The organism is Haliscomenobacter sp. (genome assembly GCF_033763495.1).
Classification (GTDB): Bacteria; Bacteroidota; Bacteroidia; order Chitinophagales; family Saprospiraceae; genus Haliscomenobacter.
In genome coordinates this window covers 59892-75860 of record NZ_JANRKL010000030.1, presented here as the reverse complement: position 1 = coordinate 75860, position 15969 = coordinate 59892, and the positions used below count along the sequence as shown (strand labels likewise).

Sequence of the window (15969 nt, the reverse complement as noted above, 5' to 3'; positions counted from 1 at the left end):
CCCTTCGGGTAGGCTGTACAGAATGGGGCAAAAACTACGTACCATTTTTTCCTAAGCATTGTGCTTTGAATTTGAAAAAGGACGTCCGGTTAGGATCAGCTTTTGTCAATTTCTCCAGGGTATTAGATTCCAATGCGATTTTCAAGAGATCAAGGTTTAAGGTTTGAGTAAAATTGGCAAAGGAAAGCAGGAATTGGGTCATCCCAAAAGGAGACCTTGGGTGGATTTTGAGCTTAAATTTACCAAAAGTGCTTTCGATGACATCGGAGCAGCAAATCAAAGTTTTGTTCTCTAAACATACCCACAGTTGCTCTACGTTTTCGAGGTAGGCTTTTAGGTGATCCTTAAAAGCCTGTATTTTGTCGGTATCGGGTAAATCAACTTGACTGATGCATTGTTGGATCAAGTCCCGCGAATGATCATTGTAACCTTGGGTTTTCAGGATTTTAGCTATGCCTGAACTGAGGCGATCAATCCAAGATAGTTCTTCAACAAAGCTTCGGTGTTGATCTAAAAAGGCCCATTCGTCTTTGACTTCTTGCGGGATAACTAATGTGGCGTTTTGTGGTCGATTGAGTACATCTTTAGCCCATCGAACGAGAGGAAAGACATTGGCAAATCTGGCCTTAGTTCGATGTGCGGGGGGCATAAAAGCTACTTTTTGTCGACTCATGGCCCAGCGAGCTCGCAATTGAGCAGCCCAACGAATGAACAACTCAAAGGTGGGATCATTTTTGTACAACTTTTCCATACCACCAGCCAGCACATGTGAGCAATCAGGAATGTGCGTAAGCCCCACTTGAGCATAGGCTTTGCATAAATTTATTCCTTGATCACTCACTACATATTGAACATCAACCATGTCTTTAACTTTTTGTAGGATGGATTGTATTTGTTGTACGGTCCAACCTTGGCGTGATTCCACCCACAAAACATGAGTGTCCCTTACACAAACAGGACGTTCAAATTGCCATTTTTGCAGCGGTAGCCCTAAAACTAGCAGAATTGATTCTGCACCCAGGACTACGCTTTCATCCACCCAGATTACCCATTCTACCTTTGGCTTGGCCAAATCATGAACCTGATAATAGCCCTGTTTAATGATCCAATTACGAATACTTACATGACTAGGTACCCGTCCTTGTATATTTAGGCACAGATAGATACAATTCAAGCAATGGCGACAAGCTCTCAAACCCAGACCCCCATATTGATGGCAGCGCAAGCAAAACTGTACCCAGCATAAAGCATACTGATGCCTTTTTGCTTTTCTACTCGCCTCTCTTTGACCATTTTTAAGCGAAAAATACTTATGCCGCCAATGATCTCTTGACGCTGTCAACTCCTTGATCCGCTTTTTACTGCTTTTTAAGCGTTGACCCCGCTCTATCGCTTTGATTTTCCATCCCTTTGGAATATCTTTAGCTTGACTTTTTTTCACGTTCCCTTCGTTTTAGCACCTTTTCAAAGGTAAAACGGGGGGAACTTTTTTTCTAATTCTGAACAGCCTACCCGTAGGGGTTGATATCAGAACCAATCGCTCTTGCCCTAAAAAAAGAACGTCGCACTAAACTTCGCAAAAAACGGCGTCCCCGGCGTATAGTGCAATTCCGATACCGAATTCAGCTCATTGAACAAGCGGCTTTCCGTATCAAACTGCGCCTCGTTCCAGTCCACATTCAGGATGTTTTCAAACGACAAGCCGAATTCCGCTTTGCGGGCAGTGTACGTGAGCCCCCCATCCAGCAGCGTGTACCCCAGAGCAGTTACGGTATTGTTTTCGTTGGCTGGGCGGTCGGCAACATGACGGTAGCGGATACTGCCGTTCAAACCCTTCGCAAATTTGGTCGTAAGGCCCCCAATGCTGGTGAAGGTGGGTGCCAATGGAATGTAGTTCTCTCCCTCGGCCCCTTCCCGGCTACGCGGCCGGGTGTAGTTCAGGTCCATATCGACAAACAACCACTTCGTTGCCTGATACCGCGCCGACAGGTCAAAGCCATAACGGCGCGTTTTGCCCGAAGGTTCAACTACGGCTTCGTCACCCACATATACAAATTCCTGATCCAGGTCAAGAAACCAGCCAGCTACATTCAAAAACAGATTGGGCAAGGGCTTGACAAAAGCGCCAAAGTCCACGCCATAAGCCTTGGGAAGGATTTCAACCCCATTTTGTGGAACCACCACCCGAGCATCATTGGAGTGAAAGCCAATGCCCGACTTGAGGTAAAGCTGTACTCTCGGACTTGCATTGTAATAAAAATTCAACTTGGGGCTGACGGTATTGGCAGCTACCACGGGGTGATCGTACAGACTGTCCAGCAGGTTGACATAACCGAAGCTGAACTGGTCGAAACGCAAACCTGCATTGATTGTAAAGCGATCACTCAACTTCAGTATTTCATCCACGTAGAGCGCAGCATTCAATTGGTCAATATCCCCCAAAGCTGCATAACTGATCAGGGTGTTGCGCTTGAGTGTCCGGGCCAGGTCGGTCCCTTTGGTTTTGTCGTAGCGGATGTTTAAGCCCGCTTCCGTGCGCAAGGATAGTCCGCCTAACTTGCGTTCTGCGCTGTACGAAAGGTTGTAGCCAAAAATATCCCGGTCCTCCGTTTGCCGAATTTCGTCCCCATTGACCGGGTCATTGAGGAAAAAGGTAAAATTGGAGAAGAGTTGAAATTTGTTTTTGACATAATAAAACTGGTTGCGCAGTACATCGCCATTCTCCAGGGTTTTGAGCAATTGAATGTTCGCGTTGGTACGACTGGTATTGCCCCCCTCATTGTCGTCGATGGCACCAAAGCGGCTGATGAGGCCACTGCGCACCGCTCGGTCTGGAATCTGCCCCGATGCTTCCCAACGGCTGCTGAAAGTAGAAAAAGAAACCGTAAGCACCTGATCCGAGCCAATCAAGCCGTGGTACTTGCCCATCAGGTTGATGCGGTTGAAATTCTGGGGGCTTTCAAAAGGCCCATTGCTGAAGGTCAGATCGGAGCCGAAATAGGCATTTTGCTGGCTACTGGCATTTTTACCCAACAAATCCAAAAGCCCAACGGCCCGATAGGTGTCGAATCGACCAGTTTCCAACTTGATGGAACTGCGCGACAGGGCATTGCGGGTATTGAAGTTGGCATAGCCGGCTGTGGTAAAATCACCTTGCTGGGTGTAGTATGGCCCTTTGTTAAAATCGACGTTGTCGATCAGTTCGGGGATCAAAAAATGCAAATCGGCATAACCTTGCCCGTGGGCGTGGCTGACCATATTGACTGGCATGCCGTCTACCGTAACCCGAATGTCGGTGCCGTGGTCGATGTCAAAGCCGCGCAAAAAAATTTGTTCGGCTTTACCTCCGCCCGCATGTTGGGCAGTGATAAGCCCTGGGATCATCCGCAGTACGTCCTGTGAAGAACGGGTGGGGCGCAATTCCAAGTCAATTTTGTTGATCAGGGTCATGGTTTTGCCCAGATCGCGTTGATTGTTCACCACAAATTCACTTAGGTCGAGCACCGTAGGCTCCAGGCGAATATCCAGGGACTCACTGGTATTGGCCTGCACATTTTGGGTCATAAAGCCCACATAAGAAATGCTTAATTCGTATTGATCCCCGTCCAGGTCTTGGATGCTGAAGGCCCCCAATTCGTTGGTGGTGGTACCCTTTTGTAGCGCTGGAATAAATATGGTGGCGCCTGCGATGGCTTCACCCGTTTGGGCATTGAGCACCCGTCCGATGATGTCGTGTGCACAAAGGAGGCTTGTGTTGAGCACCAAAAGCAAGCCTAAAATGGCCGTTTTTGAGCTAAAAAACTTTTTCATTGTACAATATTTTGACTAAGTCAGAAGTGTCCACAAGTGATACTCCTACACTAGGTGTTTGGCAAAAAACATTCATCCTTGCCCCTTGCCGAGGAAGGTAGATTTTTAATAGAAGACAGCTGTGTTTTAAAAATTAGGCTTGCTCGGGAGGAAGAAAAACAACTTGCCCTACACCACTTAGAAGATTGAAGCGAAACGTAGGGATGGCAACAAGCTGTCCTAAAATGGACCGAAAGCTTGTCAATACAAGGACTGCGGAACCTATATGCAACGATAAACTAAACTTGTAATCCGGAACTGCGGAGATGGCCTCAGCTCCCCCTTTATCGAATTTCAACAACTGAACAATCTCCTCCCCGACGTGACTATGGTCTTTATCCCCGTGGTGAACGTGCTCCAGGTGATGATGATGCCAAAAAAGGTGCGCAAACATGTCCTTCAATACTGGCAGCAGCTCCACACAGGATGCTGTAAAATAAACCAGTAAAAGAATCCAAATGCTTGCTTTTTTCATGTGCTATGGTACTGCACAAATATACGTAGCAAAGCAGGGTTTGGGATTTGGGGGATTGGTGATTTTTGTTTCCTGGTTGTTTGGAATTTTGAAGCAGTTTCACAGCCTCATCCTCACCCCCACGTACAACTCTCTTCCCCGCGTAGGTCCCCAGGCAAAAGCCGTATCAAAATACTCACCAAAAGGATTTTGCCAATTGATGATGGGGCGAATCTGGCGGAAATCAAAGAGGTTTTCACAGCCTGCATAAACATCCAGCTTTTTCCAAACCTTGGTGAATTGCACATTGGTCACCGAAAAAGCGCGGGAAAACTCGGGCTGCCGTAAGTTCTCCGGCAAAGATTTGGTATCCGGCAGCCGCTGCGGGCCCATCCAGTGCAGGTTCACATCAGCATGCCATTCCTTGTTTTTGGGCTCATAGGAAAAAGCGCCGACCACCCGGTGGCGGGCATTAAACGGCAAATAAACTGGCCCTTCAATCGTGGGGCGATACACGTCCAAAAAGTTGTAGGCAAACTTGGCCTCAAAAATTTTCGACAACACAAATTTGGCATCAAACTGAAACCCATTGGAAACCGATGGGCTGCGGTAGTTTTGAATGATCGCCAAACCCGGATTGGAATCGTAATCCGGGAAAATCTGGTTTTGGAAACGGGTATGGTAAAAATCTACCGAAAAAGTAGCCACCAGGTTCTCCCCCGTAGCCGTATGGGTAAGGTTGATCCCCGAGTTCCAGGCTCTTTCCAGCTCCAGGGGCTCCGCAAAACGAATGTCGCGGGAACTGATCAGCAAGGACACATTTTCGGCAAATAAATTGACCGAGCGCAAACCACGGCCCACATTGGCGCGGATTACCGTGGCATCGCCCGCGTTGTAGCGCAGGGTTAGGCGTGGTACAAACTGCCAGCCAAATTGCCGGTGGTGGTCCATTCTGGCTCCGGTGATGATACTGAAATTTTCAAAATTGAATACGTTTTCGGCAAATAGGCCCGGGGTGCGTTCCTGCCGCAGGTAGTCGCCAGCAAAGGTGCGCTTCAGGTCGTTGTTGGAAAAACGGATGCTTTCGTCCAGGTTGAGGTGTCGGTAACTGAAGCCAAACTTCAGGTCGTGTTTTTGCGCCCAGAGCTGTTCGTATTGCAGGTTGGCGTAGGCATTCAGGTGTTGGGAGTTGTATTGGGTGACGCCAAACCAGGCCGATTGCTGGTGCTGGAAAGCCGATGCAATCAGGGATATTTTGGACTGGGGGTTGAAACGGAAGCCGGTTTTGGTATACAGTTCGGGTTGTTGGTACTGCACGGTCTGGCCATAGACCTGGGTGGAACCTTGGTCGTTTTTGGCATCAAAAGTAGTTTGCCCGCCGATGCGTTTTTCGTCCAGGTAGCGCAGGCCAATTTTGCTGCTCCAGCCTTCCGTTTGCTCATCGCCCAGGGTGAATTTTTGGTAAATGGCCAAACGGCTCAGCAAGGGCATGTCCAAAAAAGTATCTTCATCGCGGTCGCGTTTGCTGGCGGGTTGTACGAGATGCAGGGAAGTCAGGCTTTGCCAGTTTTTACCCAGGCTGGTTGAAAAATTGGCGTTGAGGTGTTTTTCCCCAAAGGAATTGAGGTAGGCGTTGAGCAGGATTTTTTCTTTGTCGGGCTTGGGTTCTTTCAGGACTACGTTGACCTGACCACTGATGCTTTCAAAACCTTGCAAAACGGAATTGGCACCTTTGGCTACAAAAATCTGATCCACCAAAGTGCCGGGGATGCTGCTAATGCCATAGGTGAAGCTGTTGCCCAGGATCATGGGCATACCGTCGACCAGAATTTGGTTGTAAACACCGGACAAGCCCAGAATACGGAGTTCCTTGCTGTTGAGCAGGAGGTTGGTGGTTTGGGCCTGAATGGTGCCCTGGGTTTCAAAACAACCTGCCAAGTCACAACAGGCTGCCTTGGTGAGTTCTTTTTGGTTGATGACTTCAACCTTGATGCCTTGCAGGGCTGAGATGAAGGAACCGCCTTGCTGGGCAACGACGGTGGCGGCTTCCAGGTTTTTGGGGTCGGGACTGAGGTAAATCGAAAAATAGGTACGGCCTGCAATGGCTACGGTATCGGTTTTGAAGCCTAAAAATGAGACGACCAGTCGAGGGTCGGCGTCGGTCGGTACCGAGATTTCGAATACGCCAAATTCATTGCTCACTGCGCCTTGGGTGCTACCTACCAAAGTGAGGGTGGCTCCGGGCAGAATTTCATTGCCGGAGGGAGTTTGGCCAAAGATCTTGCCTTTGATGCTTTGGGCGGAAAGGACGCAGGGGAAAAGGGAAATGAGCAGTAGAAGAAAGCGCATGGAAGCGTGATTTTACCAATGGGATTGCTTGGGGAAAAGCGAACCAGAGGACTCAGAGTAACAAAAATAATCCTTACCTAGGTAAGATAACTACTGAGGTGATTCCTTAAGTGCCTGAGGTTTCTTGGGTGAAAGAATGCTTTGCTCCGCAGATTTTTTCTTTTCCACCACCTAAGAAACTTTAGACACCATAGACTCACCTCAGGTAATAAACCTTAAAATTGATAGCAGTTACAAATACGTCAGCGCTTTCACTTTGTATGGCAGATCCCCAGGTTTTTCACAACCTTCGGTTTTTTCAATCAAGCTACGGATTTTGGCTTCAGAAATAAGTCCTGGGTGGTAAGTCACCTTGATGTTGGTTGCTTCTTTTTTGGCATCACCAGCAGTTACCGCATCGACACCTTCCTGGTTGACCAGTTTCTTTTTGATGGTGGCCAGGTCACCGTTGCAGCAAACGCCGCTCACTTTTACCGAAACTACTTTTACTTCATCCTTAGGGGCATTGGCCGTTTGTGCCATCAGGGTTTGGGCAAAAAACAGGCAGGCGAAGGTCAGAAATGCAGCGAATACGTTTTTCATGGTTGATGATTTTTGAGAGAATATTTTTTGGTGCTGCAAAAATAGGGAAAATACGCTTGAGATGCGATGGCACGAGAAGTTTTAACAAGTGAATAACAAGTGGAACTAATGCCGGGTCAAAGCGCTGGTTTTAAAATAAGTATTGTTGATGTTGTACACCAGTCCAAGGCTCCACAAAAAATCCTTTCCAGGAATTTCCGACTGGATTTTTTGACTGATAATGGCTGAGAAGGTAAGTGGAAAATGGTTTTTGGCCAGGCCAAAACTGGCATTCCAATAAGTCCCTGTAAGTTTGTCCTGTTGCAGGAAATAGACTTGGGGCGAAAAAGAGTAGTTGAAGTGTGAACCCAATTTCAGATTGGTAAAGATGGCTCTGGCCGCTACAAAATTGCTCAATTGGAGCAGGTCTCTGGTCAAACCGTGGGAACCGATGTAATAGAAGCCCAATGCCACATTTTTGTTGAGTCGGTAAGTGGGTGAGGCTTCCCAGGCCACATAGCGCTGGGAAGTCAGCGTTTCTTTGCTTATTCCAGCAATGGTGGTGGTTTCTGTGCGGAACAAAAAGGAGGGGTGTGCCCCGATGCCGAGGCTGAATTTGCGCTGATCCACCAATTTGTAACGAAACCAAAAAATAAAGGTCCAGGGTTTGCCATCGAGGCCAAAGCGGAACATGGGGTCAAAACTCAAACGGCCTTTGCCTACGGACAAATCGAATAGGGCTGCGGGTTTGTTCAGGGAAAAATTGGGAATAAGGGAGATGCCGTTGTTGGTAGCAGTGATTTGCCCCCGGAAGAAACTCGGGGTTTGGGTAGTGTCGATGGTTTGGGCAAAAGAGCTGAGTGTAAAAAGTAAAAAGCTGAAAAAGGTGATTGTTTTTTTCATCAGTTGAAGGCGCTTTGATTGTTGAGCACAAAGTTCCCTTCCTTTTGCTAAAAGTTACTTACCCAGATTACTGCATCCTTTACCATTTTTACAGATTGGTGTTGACAAACAGAAAATCGAAGCTACTATTGTATTTTTAAAGCCTAAACAAGCTACCATGGCTGAAATCGAAAAACTATACAGTGTTTCCCAGTTTTGCTCCCGCCGGGGGCAAGAAACCTTACATCCCCTGGTGAACGTCCTCGATCAGTCAAAGTCGAGGCCTATCCCCGGAAATCGCTACCTCTCTGAAATTTATGTGGTTTTTTTGAAGGACTTGCGCTGTGAGGAATTTCAATACGGCCGCAACAAATACGACTACGAGGAGGAGACCTTGTTGTTCATTGCACAAGGGCAGGTTTTTGGGTTTGATCTGCCAGCAGGGAACCTGATTCAACCCAGCGGCTGGGCCCTGGTGTTTCACCCCGATTTGATCAAAGGTACTTCCCTGGGCCAAAAAATGAAGGACTACCGCTTTTTGGCTTATGATGTAACGGAGGCACTACACATCTCGGCCCGCGAACGCCAGATTGTGCTGGAATGTTTTTATAAAATCAAAGAAGAACTGGAGCGCGGCATCGACAAGCACAGCAAAATGCTGATCGTCAGCAACATTGAACTATTCCTGAATTACTGCATCCGCTTCTACGACCGCCAATTCATTACCCGCGAAAACCTTAACAAGGACATTTTAACCCGCTTTGAGCACTTGTTGGAAGCCTATTTTGACTCGGATTTACCGCAGTCGCTCGGCTTACCTACCGTGGCTTATTGCGCAGAAAAATTGAACCTCTCCGCCAATTATTTTGGGGATTTGGTCAAAAAAGAAACGGGAACCTCGGCTTTGGAATACATCCAGGCCAGTATCATCAACCTGGCCAAACAGAAGATTTTTGACCAGAGCAAATCCATCAGCGAAATCGCTTACGCCATGGGTTATAAGTATCCGCAGCATTTTACGAGGTTGTTTAAACAGAGGGTGGGGGTATCGCCATTGGAGTATCGGTTGGGTGGGATGGAATGAGCGTTAAGCCAACTATTCCTGCTTTTTAATTTAAATTTGAACGTCGAACAAAAAACATTTGCCATGAGAAGTCCAGCCTTGTTTGCCCTACTTTTCACCCTCCTCACCAGCGCCCTCCTCGCCCAATTCAATCCCGAAAAACCCGAGCTCTGCCAACGCAATTTCTACACCGAAGCCCAGGCCGTAGAGATTCACCGTGCTGTAGCCGAAAAATACAAGGACCAGGCCAGCTGGGAAAAACGCGCCCAACTCATCCGCCAAGGCATTCTGGACGGCGCTGAAATCAAATCCCTGAGCCATAAAAAACCCAAAAACATCACCATCCACAGCCGCAAAACCTTGAATGGCTACGCCGTAGAGAACGTGTCCTTCCAATCCCTGCCCGGCATTTACGTGACCGGGAATTTGTACACCCCGCTGGAGAAAAAAGGCAAACTGGCCGCCATTCTCGCGCCGCATGGGCACGGCGCCGAGCCCCGTTACAAGGAATACGTCCAGCAGCGTTGTGCTACGCTTGCGCGCATGGGCGCAGCCGTCTTTGCCTACGATATGGTGGGGTATGGCGACGCCAAATACTGCGATCACAAAATTGAAAAGGCCTTCAAACTGCAACTCATCAACAGCACCTACGTGCTCAATTTCCTGCTTTCGCTGCCCGGGGTTGATAAAAACCGTGTGGCCATGAGCGGCGAATCGGGTGGCGGCACCCAAACCTTTATGCTGGCTGCAGTGGACGAACGCATCAAGGTAGCGGTGCCAGTGGTCATGGTGTCGGGGCATTTTTTTGGGGGCTGTACCTGCGAAAGTGGCATGCCCGTACACAAACGCCCGACCCACATCACCTCCAACCTCGAAATTGCGGCGCTTTTTGCCCCCAAACCCCTATTGCTGATCTCCGATGGCGACGATTGGACCAAAAACACACCCACCTTTGAATATCCTTTTGTGCAACGCATTTATGGATTTTACAACAGCGCTGCCAATGTGGAAAATGCCCACTTTTCCCAGGAAAAACACGATTACAATGCCTCCAAACGCCAAGCTGCTTATGCTTTTTTGGCCAAACACCTAAGGTTGAACACGGCTGGGGTACTGAAAGAGGGGAAATTTGATGAAAGCCCCAATACGGTTTTGACGGAGGCCGATTTGAAGGTGTTCAATGAAAAATACCCAATGCCAGCGGATGCCTTAAAAGGCGATGAGGTAGTGGGAAAGGCGCTGGTGGGGCAGGTGGGGAAATGAGGATCAGGCCTTGCTTTTTTCCCTAAACCCGCTATATTTACCCAAAAAACCATGGAGGCCAGCGAAAAAACCACCAACCCTGCTGCGGAACCGGAAAAGAAAAAACACAGCCTCAAACAAGCCTTAAAAGACATAAGTACGGCTGGAGGGCTTGCGGTGTTTGTGATTACAACCCTCACCTCTTTTTCCTTGCCGGGGATTTTGTCTACGGTGTTGCAAGGCGATTTTAGCCTGGACGCCGAGGGCATCACCCTGATTTACCAAATGATTCGCCTGACTGCACCGCTTACCCTGGGTTTGGTTGTTGTCATCCTGGCCTTGATGCGCGACTGGGTAAGTGAATTGTGGAGCACTGCGATATTGCTGAGTTTGGTGTTGATTGTCACTACGCTGTTGTTGCGCGAAGACGGGCAATCGATCATTTCGGTGGTTTGGGCGCGCACCACAGGCAATCCATTGATCAATTTTCCCTTACAATTGCTGATTGAGTACTTCCGCATTTATTTCTGGATTCCTTTTGTTTCGTCTTTTATCATTGCTTTTTTCATCAGCTGGGCGATCAATCGTTTGATTGAAGTGAGATCATGGGAATGATGTTGCGGGCAATAATGGCAAAAAAAATAAAACAAAAGCACTTTTGGTAAGTAAAGATAAAATAAAAAATAGTATTTTTGCTTACTAAAAAACGCTTCATGTCAGAGCCACTGAAAAACATCTTCTCCCGCCCTCTGATCAGCCCTTTTGCAGAACTGGTCAAAAAGGTATGGCCCGATTTTTCCACTACAGACTTTCTGGAAAAGGTATTTGACGAGCATTACGAAGGCCTTGAACTCAAGCAACGCACCCGGCACATTGCTCATGCGCTCCAGGCCTGTTTGCCTTCGGCATATCGCGATGCCCTCCGGATTGTTTGTGCAGTTGCCCAATCCTATATCGATCAACACGGTGAGAAACTGACTTTCGAGTGGATCTTTTTGCCCGAGTTCATTGAAGCGCATGGAGTAGAAGACCCCGATGCCTCCATCCCCGCCATCGAAACGGTGACCCGCTGGAGCAGTTGTGAATTTACGGTTCGGCCCTTTTTGATCAAATATCCAGAGCGGATGTACGCTCAGATGTTGGCTTGGGCCGATCACCCGAGCCCGATGCTGCGCCGCCTGGCCAGTGAAGGCATTCGCCCACGTTTGCCCTGGGGCATGGGGGTGCCTGTGCTTAAACAGGACCCAGCCCCGATTTTGCCCATTTTGGAAAAACTCAAGAACGACCCCGCCGAAACCGTGCGCCGCTCCGTAGCCAACAACCTCAACGATATTGCCAAAGAACATCCACAAATAGTGCTGGATATGGCAGGACGTTGGCTGGGCCAAAATTCGGATACCGATTGGATCGTGCGCCACGCGTGTAGGGGTTTGTTGAAAAAAGGAAATGCTCAGGCATTGGCCTATTTTGGCTTTGAAAAAGGGGCAGAGGCAGTTGAGGTATCAAACTTGCAACATAGCCTAGAAGTAACTGTAGGAGACAAACTGGATTTTTCGTTCCAGCTCAGCAATCATGCCGCAGCAGCTCAATCCCTGCGTCTGGAGTACCAAATCGACTACCAAACGCTTTCGGGGAAAATTTCTTCCAAAGTTTTTAAAATAAAGGAGCTGGAATTGGCGGCGGGAACAAGTGTGGTGGTGGAGCGGTACCAACGTTTTCAGGATTTTACCACTCGAAAGCATTATCCTGGGGGCCACGTCTTGAGGATTTTGGTCAATGGGTTAGCCTTAGCGGAAGGAAAGTTCATGGTATCATAAAAACCGCTAAGCATTTAATATGCATAAACTTAGGTGTCCCTTAAGTACCTTAGGTTTCTTAGGTGGTGAAAAAGAAAAAAGCCATGCGGAGCAGGGCAAAGAATTATTTCACCACCTAAGAAACCTAAGGCACTTAAGGGACACCTAAGAAAGAATGTAATTAAAAATGAAGTACAAAATTTAAGTTTTGATGGTAGATAATGCCTTGAGCAACACCTCACCAGCCTGATCCAAAGTAGCCCCAAAACTAAAAATCCCCTCCGGATGCCCCTCCATCACAAAAATGCGCTGCTGCGGCAAATCGGTATCCCGCAACAATTGCATGATCGAATAAGCCATTTCCGGGGTGCCGTAAGTTACACCTGTAGCTGTAGTTGGCACCTTGTGCAGGAGTTGCTCCCACATTGGGCGGTGATGGACATGAAAAACGGCATTGACCCAGGGACATTCCAAATATACCGCAGCATGGCTCATGGATTCGGAGGAAGCGATGATAGGCCCGGTGCAATGGAGCAGGTTTTTATTCAGCTCAACTGCGGTGACCAAGGTGTAATGCTCTGGTCCCAACTGAGCAAAATTGCCCGTAGTTGAGCCGCTGATGATGAACTGCCCTTGGGCATTCCAACGCTGGCTAATGTTGCCAAAGCCAATGCCGTCAGGATATGCACCCAATAAGCCAAGCTGGTACAAACGATCACGCCAGTAATTCAATTCAATGACGGTGCTGGTGTCCAAAGGTCCTTGTCGCTGCCAGTCGGCCCGGAATTTGATGTACCCTTCGTCCATATTATTCCGCAAACAAGCCTAAAATACCTTCTTCACTTGCCTCACAGATGCCTCGCTCGGTAATCAAGCCAGTGATGAGTCGAGCTGGAGTAACGTCGAAGCCATAATTGGCGGCAGGGCTTTCCAGGGGAGTGGTCAGTACTTTGTGGATTTCCCCATCTTTCCAACCCCATACAAATTTGACTTCCTCTTCAGCTCTTTGTTCGATGGGGATTTCTTTCAGGCCATTGCGTAGGTTGAGGTCGAGGGTGGAGGAGGGGAGGGCAACGTAAAAAGGCACTCCGTTGTCTTTGGCGGCGAGGGCTTTGAGGTAGGTGCCTATTTTGTTGGCCACATCGCCCTGGCGGGTGGTGCGGTCGGTACCCACGATCACCATGTCTACCATCCCGTGTTGCATGAGGTGGCCTCCGGCATTGTCGGTGATGATGGTATGAGGTACGCCATGTTGTTGAAGTTCCAGCGCAGTGATTTTTCCACCCTGGTTGCGGGGCCGGGTTTCGTCGACCCAAACGTGTACCGGAATTCCCAAATCATGGGCCAGGTAAATGGGGGCAGTCGCTGTACCATAATCGATACAAGCCAGCCAACCCGCATTACAATGGGTAAGGATATTGACGGGGGCGTCTCCCTTGCGTTCGCTGATGGCTTTTACAATCTCCAGGCCATGCACCCCAATCATGCGGCATTGCTCGGCACTTTCATCGGCAATGGCATTGGCCGTGGACAAAGCCGTGTGAATGCGGGTTTCGCGATCGAAGGCCTGGGCTAATTGGTTCATCATGCGGTCAATACAATGAAAGAGGTCGACCGCAGTGGGGCGAGTTTCTCTTAATCGCTTGGCGGCATTTTGCAAAAAACTGGCTCCTGCTTCCTCTTCAGGAGCAGCCAATGCTGCCAGGTAAAGACCATAGGCTGCTGTTGCGCCAATCATGGGCGCTCCCCGTACATGCATCTCTTCGATGGCTACAGCGGCATCCTCATAGGTATGCAACGCTTCTTCAACGATTTGGAAAGGAAAGTAACGTTGGTCAAAGGTACGAACGATACGTGGATTGGCTTCGTCGAGCCAGATGGTGCGGTAGTGTTTGCCTTGCAGTTTCACAATAGATAGGTTATCATCTAAGCCATGCCAGCCATAGCTCGATACTGAGGAGGATGAAATGCCAATACTATTTCGGATTTTGGAATACCTCGAATGGCTAATTCATCGGTTATATGAAGTTCCGTGTTATTCTCTAAAAGCCAGATGCTTCCATCTGGTTTGATTTGAAAATGGATTAATAGCGTATTGACAAAATGGTTAGGGGTAGCCCACCCAGTTGCCAATAGTTGATAGTGATGATTTTCTTTGTCAGCAATCACTATTCTTTGGTACCCTCCTTCTTCGGAAGACAACAGTTGATTTTCTTCTAAAACCGACAGGATAGCCTTTTCTTTTTGCTTTATGCTTAGTGTTTTACCCATGACACGATTGTTTTTTCTACAGGTTCATAAACAAGAAAATTTACATCATACCGTTCTGCTACAACTTCAAAAATGCGTTGCTGGGTCATTCTTTCATAAACTGCTAAAGGTATAGCCAAAAATAGTTCCCGATCAGGTTCTTGAATTTCAAGGTTAATTTTGTAAACAAGTAGCTGACCAAGTGCTCCATGAAAGTCATAAATTAAGGAGTCGCCCAAAAAGCTTTTCACTTCAACTGCAATTTTATTTACTCCTTTCTCGGCTATGATTAATTTTTCGGCACCGATGTCTATTGTCAAGGCATCTTTTAGTAAGTCCGTCATTATGCGATAGCCATCATGGGTTATTTTCCACCCATCGTTTTCTAATACAGAAACAACGGCTTGATGAAAATTGTCTTTAGCCATTTACGAATCCCTTATAGCCTCAAATTTAGGCATTATGTGAGCATGTTGCAACCGAAAATTGGAACTAGTTTTACACCGAACCCAACTTCACCAATTTGCACTCCAACTGCACGTGCAGCGGATCTTTGATTTCTTCCCGGATGACCCCCAGCAACAAGCGGGCCGCCTCTGCCCCTACCTCATAACCGGAATGCCGGATATGGGTGATTTTGGGGTTGTAAAACTCCGGGGCGAAACCATCACTGATGGCAATGATGGCGATTTCTTCGGGGATACGCAGGCGTTTTTGTTCGATTGCCTGCACAGCTCCTACCATTAACTCGTCCGACATGGTAAAAAAGGCAGTAATGGCCGGTTCTATTTCCATGATTTTTAAGGCCTGCTGGCTTCCTTGCTCCGAGTCTTGAGCAAATGCGATGTGTTTTTCCTCAAAAGGAATATTCAGTTCTTGTAAAACCTGCTTGAATCCCCGAAACCGCTCGCGGGTTATGGTCAAATTGGGATCACCAAACAGGCCGCCAATTCGCCTGTGCCCCTGGTCGGCTAAATGCTGGATAGCCTGACGGGTAATTTCTACGTCATTGATGGTCACCGAACAGGAGTGGTTTTGGGGGAGGATCCGGTCAAAAAACACCACTGGAACTTTCTGATCCAACAATGGTGCAAAGTGACTCAATTCCTGCGCTTCCGAAGCCAGTGAAACCAAAACGCCCTCTACCGCCAGTTGTCGGCAAATCTGGACATTTTGTTGCTCACGAATGAGGGTATTGTTGGATTGTAGAATGATCAAATGGTAACCATTCGCATAAACTTCCTGCTCTATCGCTCTAAATACGGAAGGATTAAAAAACATGTTCATTTCAGAAACCAACAGGGCAATGAGGCCGCTGTGGCGTTTGCGCAAATTCACCGCTAGTTGATTAGGCGCATAACCTAGCTCTTGCGCCAGCTCCTGCACCCGGTTGCGGGTTTCGGGACTGACGTCGGGGTGGTTATTCAAGGCTCGGGAAACCGTAGAAGGATTGAGCTGCAACAACCTGGCAATGTCCGTAATAGTAGGTCGATTCATTCAGATGAAGTATTAGACTTTATGAA

The 15969-nt window shown here is 48.0% G+C and carries 15 protein-coding genes; 4 read left to right on the top strand and 11 right to left on the bottom strand.

Annotated features, from left to right (window positions below; all coding sequences use genetic code 11):
- Positions 1-34: 34 nt before the first annotated feature.
- From SFV55_RS03035 to SFV55_RS03010, 6 genes are all read right to left on the bottom strand, one after another.
- A complete protein-coding gene (locus SFV55_RS03035) occupies positions 35-1441 on the bottom strand; it encodes a hypothetical protein (protein ID WP_320027979.1) in 1407 nt (468 codons plus the stop codon).
- Between the two features lie 107 nt (positions 1442-1548).
- Positions 1549-3810 carry a TonB-dependent receptor gene (locus SFV55_RS03030; RefSeq protein ID WP_320027978.1) on the bottom strand — a complete coding sequence of 754 codons (2262 nt, stop codon included), beginning with the start codon at positions 3808-3810 and terminating at the stop codon, positions 1549-1551.
- A 133-nt stretch (positions 3811-3943) separates the two neighbouring features.
- Positions 3944-4324 carry a hypothetical protein gene (locus SFV55_RS03025; RefSeq protein WP_320027977.1) on the bottom strand — a complete coding sequence of 127 codons (381 nt, stop codon included), beginning with the start codon at positions 4322-4324 and terminating at the stop codon, positions 3944-3946.
- Positions 4325-4423: 99 nt separating this feature from the next.
- A complete protein-coding gene (locus SFV55_RS03020) occupies positions 4424-6652 on the bottom strand; it encodes a TonB-dependent receptor domain-containing protein (RefSeq protein WP_320027976.1) in 2229 nt (742 codons plus the stop codon).
- A 231-nt stretch (positions 6653-6883) separates the two neighbouring features.
- Entirely contained in the window at positions 6884-7234 is a 351-nt protein-coding gene (locus SFV55_RS03015; RefSeq protein WP_320027975.1) for a hypothetical protein, read from the bottom strand.
- Positions 7235-7339: 105 nt separating this feature from the next.
- Positions 7340-8116 carry a hypothetical protein gene (locus tag SFV55_RS03010; RefSeq protein ID WP_320027974.1) on the bottom strand — a complete coding sequence of 259 codons (777 nt, stop codon included), beginning with the start codon at positions 8114-8116 and terminating at the stop codon, positions 7340-7342.
- A gap of 157 nt (positions 8117-8273) precedes the next feature.
- Between SFV55_RS03010 and SFV55_RS03005 the strand changes: the two genes are divergently transcribed.
- The 4 genes from SFV55_RS03005 (at position 8274) to SFV55_RS02990 (ending at position 12217) form a co-directional block, all read left to right on the top strand.
- Positions 8274-9179: a helix-turn-helix transcriptional regulator gene (locus SFV55_RS03005; protein ID WP_320027973.1), complete on the top strand. Its 906-nt coding sequence runs from the start codon at positions 8274-8276 to the stop codon at positions 9177-9179.
- A gap of 63 nt (positions 9180-9242) precedes the next feature.
- Positions 9243-10421 carry an alpha/beta hydrolase family protein gene (locus SFV55_RS03000; protein ID WP_320027972.1) on the top strand — a complete coding sequence of 393 codons (1179 nt, stop codon included), beginning with the start codon at positions 9243-9245 and terminating at the stop codon, positions 10419-10421.
- Between the two features lie 51 nt (positions 10422-10472).
- Positions 10473-11015, top strand: a complete 543-nt coding sequence (locus SFV55_RS02995) for a hypothetical protein (RefSeq protein ID WP_320027971.1) — start codon at positions 10473-10475, stop codon at positions 11013-11015.
- A 98-nt stretch (positions 11016-11113) separates the two neighbouring features.
- The gene (locus tag SFV55_RS02990; RefSeq protein WP_320027970.1) at positions 11114-12217 is read left to right on the top strand and encodes a DNA alkylation repair protein; all 1104 of its coding nucleotides are present in this window, start codon (positions 11114-11116) and stop codon (positions 12215-12217) included.
- Between the two features lie 180 nt (positions 12218-12397).
- Here the strand turns inward: SFV55_RS02990 and SFV55_RS02985 are convergent, their stop codons facing one another.
- The 5 genes from SFV55_RS02985 to SFV55_RS02965 form a co-directional block, all read right to left on the bottom strand.
- Positions 12398-13003 (bottom strand): class II aldolase/adducin family protein, encoded by a 606-nt coding sequence (locus tag SFV55_RS02985; protein WP_320027969.1) that lies wholly within the window; start codon positions 13001-13003, stop codon positions 12398-12400.
- A gap of 1 nt (position 13004) precedes the next feature.
- Positions 13005-14105, bottom strand: a complete 1101-nt coding sequence (gene mtnA / locus SFV55_RS02980; RefSeq protein WP_320027968.1) for an S-methyl-5-thioribose-1-phosphate isomerase — start codon at positions 14103-14105, stop codon at positions 13005-13007.
- 17 nt (positions 14106-14122) lie between these two features.
- Positions 14123-14467 (bottom strand): element excision factor XisI family protein, encoded by a 345-nt coding sequence (locus SFV55_RS02975; protein WP_320027967.1) that lies wholly within the window; start codon positions 14465-14467, stop codon positions 14123-14125.
- Positions 14452-14874: an element excision factor XisH family protein gene (locus SFV55_RS02970; protein WP_320027966.1), complete on the bottom strand. Its 423-nt coding sequence runs from the start codon at positions 14872-14874 to the stop codon at positions 14452-14454. Before SFV55_RS02970 ends, SFV55_RS02975 begins: the two co-directional genes overlap by 16 nt.
- Positions 14875-14944: 70 nt before the next feature.
- Positions 14945-15943 carry a LacI family DNA-binding transcriptional regulator gene (locus SFV55_RS02965; RefSeq protein WP_320027965.1) on the bottom strand — a complete coding sequence of 333 codons (999 nt, stop codon included), beginning with the start codon at positions 15941-15943 and terminating at the stop codon, positions 14945-14947.
- Positions 15944-15969: the final 26 nt, after the last annotated feature.